The following is a 4,912-nucleotide window of genomic DNA, read 5'->3' on the forward strand; positions in this document are numbered from 1 at the left end:
GGACAACACCGTGACGGCATCCGGGACCATGTACGAGGGCAGGGATCGCCCGACGTGTGCGATCAGCGACTTCACGTCGACATCCGAAGCCGATTCGGGAACGACATACCCCACGAGTCGCTGGCCGAGCGGGCTGTCGTGAACGATTGCAACCGACTGCGCCACATGCGGGTAGGACGACATGGCAGCTTCGATCTCGCCCAGTTCGATCCGGAGACCGCGAACCTTGACCTGGAAATCGGTGCGGCCGAGGTATTCGATACTTCCGTCCGTCCGCCACCTGACGAGGTCACCGGTTCGGTAGAGCCGCGACCCGTCGGCAGCGAAGGGGCTGGCCACGAATCGTTCGGCGGTGAGATCTGGTCTGCCCTCGTACCCACGGGCCGATTGGACACCGGCAAGGTACAGTTCGCCCGCGGATCCGATCGGTGCAGGTCGCAGATGACCGTCCAGCACGTACGCCTCGGTGTTCCACACCGGAGTTCCGATGGGCACGACCTGCTGACATGCTGGGTCGACTTCACCGGCGGTTGCATGCACCGTGAACTCGGTGGGTCCGTACAGGTTGTGCAATTCGGCATCGGACACCGAACGGAACGATGCGGCGAGGGAAGGCGGGAACGCCTCGCCTGCAACGAGAACGGTGCGCAGGCCGGCGAGCTGGGTGCGGTCGGCTGCGGCGGCGAAGACGGACAGCATCGAGGGCACGAACGACGTCGCCGTCACTCCCTCTCGGGCGATCACATCGGCGAGGTAGACGGGATCGCGATGCCCCTCGGGCGCGGCGATCACCAGACGTGAGCCGGACGCGAGAGGCGCGAACAGCTCCCACACCGACACGTCGAACGTGACAGGGGTCTTCTGCAACACCACGCCGCGCGAGTCGAGTCGATACCGATCGGAGATCCACGTGACCTGATTCAGGACGGACGCGTGACTCACCGCCACGCCCTTGGGCCGACCGGTCGATCCCGACGTGTAGATGACGTACGCGAGGTTTGTCGGCCGCAGATCCACCGGCCTGTCGGCGTCGGTGATCGCGGCGGCAGAGACATCCGCGAGCTCGAGCCGGTCGATCTCCACCACTCGGTGGTCGGTGGCGAGATCGAGACGGTCGCGTGCCACGGTCAGAATGCACAGCGGACGCGCGCTGTCGAGGACATGGACGGTTCGGTCGGCAGGATGGTCGGGATCGAGCGGGACGTACGCCCCGCCCGCCTTCAGGACGGCATACACCGCCACCATCGAGTCGATCGACCGGCGAATGGCGAGCACGACCTTTGTCTCCGGCCCGACGCCCATGCCGATCAGCACTCTCGCGAGCCGATTGACGCGCGCGTCAAACTCCGCATAGGTCAGTGTTTCGCCCTCGAAGACCAGCGCCGTAGCCTCCGGCGCACGTGCAACCTGAGAGTCGAACAGGTCGATAACCGTGCCGTGTGGCGGGGACACCGTCTCGCCGTTCCATCCGGAGACCACCTGGTCACGTTCGACGTCGCTGATCGCAGCGACGTCGGAAACCGGCGTGTCGTCGCCCGCTTCGAGGAACCGTTCGAAGAACTCGAAGAACCGAGTGTGGTGCCGGCTCAGTTCCTCACTCGAGTAGAGATTGGGATTAGCCTCGAAATCGATGTGGATGTTACTGCCGGCAACACCCTGATAGATGTTCACGGAGAGGTCTTCGACCGGACCTGTGGTGAGGACGTTCTGATGTCCGGTGACTGATCCCAGCTTGATCTCGCTGTGGAACATCATGATGTTGACGGACGGACCGAAGAACCCGCGTTGACCCTGAGGTGCACCGGCGTCTCTGCGGATGTCCTCATGCCGGTAACGCTGGCGGCGCAGCGCGCCGGTCAGCTCGAGCTGGACGCTCCGGACCAGTTCCGGGACGGTCATCTCGGGCGTGATGTGCAGCCGGAGCGGAACGATATTCGACACCATGCCACCGGAGCGACGCAACGTTGCAGTGGTGCGGGCCGAGACCGGAAGGCTCAGCACGACGTCGTTGCTGTCCGTCATGTGAGCCAGGTATGCGGCGAAAGCCCCGACCACCACGGGCGCCGAGCTGGAGTTGCTGCCGCCCAGGGCCTCGTTCAGCAGGGCTGCGGTCGACTCGGGCAGGGCGTCGGAGGCGACTCGTGCGAACCGGCCCACCATGGCGGCCCGCCCCGCAAGGCTCGGCGCCTCGGGGAGGTGCGCGGTGCGTTCCGCCCAGTACTCGCGGTCCTTGACGAAGCGTTCGGAACTGCGGTAGCGCTGCTCGTCCTCGACGATGCGGACGAGGTCCTCGGCGCGGCAGGCCGGCGGCTCCTCACCGGCCACGAGGGCCGTGTAGATCTCGGCAGTCCTGGCAACGAGAGCCATCGCACCGAAGCCGTCGAGGGCGATGTGGTGGATACGGCTGTACCAGAAGTAGTGGTCGTCGGCTACCTGGAGCAGGTAGACAACGATCAGCCGATCCTCGAGAAGGTCGACAGGGGCACTGTAGTTACCCCGCATCCACGTCTCGGCGGCACCGACGGGGTCGTCGCCCGCACGGAAGTCGACGAACGTGATCGCGTCCTCGAGAGTCTTGTCGACGTACTGGAACGGCACTCCGTCGATCTCCACGAGACGAAGGAATCCGGAGCCGAACTCCCGCCCGGTGCGGTCGCTCGCCTCCGTCAGCAGATCGAGATCGATGTGACCGCGCAACTCGATGTACTGAGCGATGACCAGCGGCACGTCACCCATTGCGTGCTGGGCGAACCAGATGCCTCGCTGTGCAGCCGAGAGCGGAAAGATTCCTTCAGGAGCACCGTCACTGCCCGCTGCCTGTCCCGACCTCAAGGATTACTCCGTTCTCGAGCGCGGCGGCGTACTGCCGCCGGCGTCACTGATGATTCATGCCTCTGCGCCGACGACCTGTGCCGTCGGCCGGTATTCGGATGAAAGCCATCACATGAACGGGCCTTGTGGATTCGAATCGGCGGCCTGTGGATATGCGCACGAATCGAGGATCGACCTGCACTGATCGAAGAGTCCCACCACACTCGAAGTCGATGCCCGACGATCGTCCGAAACCCGATTGCCCGAGCCGTTCGACACTCCAAGGTTCTTGCATCCCGAACCACTTGTGGTCAGCGGGTTCATACGTGGCTCCGTTCTCTCATCGATCCAACAAGCGGCCACCCAATCGGTGCTCGTCACCATTCGGGCAGTCAATCGGTTCTGCCGTGGATACGAAAGCTGGGTGTCGCACCGTCGTCATTGCTCCCGACCTCCTACCCATCGCTCGTACCCATTTACTCTGACCCATCGGTGACAGATTTCCTGCTGCATTACAGCCTGAACAGCGCCGAGGGGTGTATCGGCCCCGGCCCCGCGACCGTTACGACACGAGTGCGACCTGCCCGCGCATCGATACTTCCAGAATCGCGGTGGGATTCCATGATGACGCGCAGATCCGCCCTCAGCGAGAACACAATTCGGGTTTGCGGTATACCTGAGATCGAAAGACCGTACCCAAGGTCGGTAATTTCGGACTTCCACAACGGCTGCGTCTGCATTCGTGCACACCACCTCCCGACCAACACTCCCCCTCGGTGCGAAACGATCAGCCGATTGCTCGCAGCCTCTCACCCTTTCTGCCCCTCTGAACGCAGTTTGCCAACCACCGTGTCTACCAAAGGCGCGCGCGGGTCTCAAAACGGTCATATCGTGCAGGTGCCACGGATACGCTCTCCAGCACGCGCGAAATCCCTCACCAGACGCACGCCGGGGCCCGACGCCGTCACTCGCCCCGAAACCCGAGTCGGGATATTTCTCACATTCGGCGGGCCTGAAAGTTGCTCCACCTACCGGTGAGTAACGATAAGGGCCTAGCTTCCCGGCGTGGTCCGCACCTGCGCACCGAACCACTCGAGCAGTTCGGGATCGTCGACGGCACTGCGCTCGACCGCGCGGCTCGCGTCCACCCCCTGGAAGATCCTCTTCAGAGGGACCTCGAGTTTCTTCCCGGTACGGGTGTGCGGAATAGCGGGAGCGGCGATGATCTCGTCGGGAACATGACGTGGCGAAGCCCCCTCCCGAATAGCATTATTGATGCGTTCACGCAAACCGTCGTCGAGTTCGGCCCCTGCCGAGAGAACCACGAAGAGAGGCATCCAGTAATCCCCGTCCGGAAGATCCACCCCCACCACCAAAGCCTCGGCGACTTCCGGAAGCTTCTCCACCACCTGATAGATGTCGGCGCTGCCCATCCGAATTCCGTTGCGGTTCAGCGTGGAATCGGAGCGCCCGTGCATCCTCACCGTTCCGCGATCGGTGATCGTGATCCAGTCGCCGTGCCGCCACACTCCCGGGTAGACGGCGAAATAAGCCTCGTGGTAACGCTTTCCGTCCGGGTCGTTCCAGAACGACACCGGCATCGACGGCATGGGTGCGGTGATGACCAGCTCACCCACCTCACCTCGCACGGAGTTGCCCTCCTCGTCGAACGCGTCGACGGCAGCACCGAGGCAGGGCGCGGACAGTTCACCCGGCCACACCGGGACCGTCCGTGCACCGCCGATGAACGCCGACACCACATCCGTGCCGCCCGAGATCGACATCACGGGAACGGTACGACCGACGTTGTCGGCCAGCCACGACGACGAGGATGCGGGCAGCGTCGAACCCGTGACGCCCACCGCACGCAAAGCCGTCAGGTCGTGATCACGTGCGGGCACCGCCCCTGCCTTCTCGCAGGCGAGCACGTACCCCGGGCTCGTTCCGAGAACGGTGACGCCGAGCCGGGAAGCCAACGCCCACAGCGTATCCGGGGTGGGGAACGACGGACTTCCGTCATAGCAGACAACCGTCGCGCCCACCAGCAGCGCTGACGTCTGGAAGTTCCACATCATCCAACTCGGGCTCGTGTACCAGAACA

Annotated in this window: 2 protein-coding genes; both read right to left on the reverse strand. The window is 63.9% G+C overall.

Translation table 11 applies throughout. The features are described 5' to 3' along the window. The coding region (locus WAW17_RS15010) for an amino acid adenylation domain-containing protein (protein WP_422333748.1) at nt 1-2,787 on the reverse strand (2,787 nt) is incomplete at its 3' end. A 1,076-nt stretch (nt 2,788-3,863) separates the two neighbouring features. Continuing rightward, nucleotides 3,864-4,912, reverse strand: a 1,049-nt coding sequence (locus tag WAW17_RS15015) for an AMP-binding protein (protein WP_422333747.1), incomplete at its 5' end; no start/stop codon positions are given.

This window comes from Rhodococcus sp. (in: high G+C Gram-positive bacteria), from assembly GCF_049286785.1.
GTDB lineage: Bacteria > Actinomycetota > Actinomycetes > Mycobacteriales > Mycobacteriaceae > Rhodococcus_F.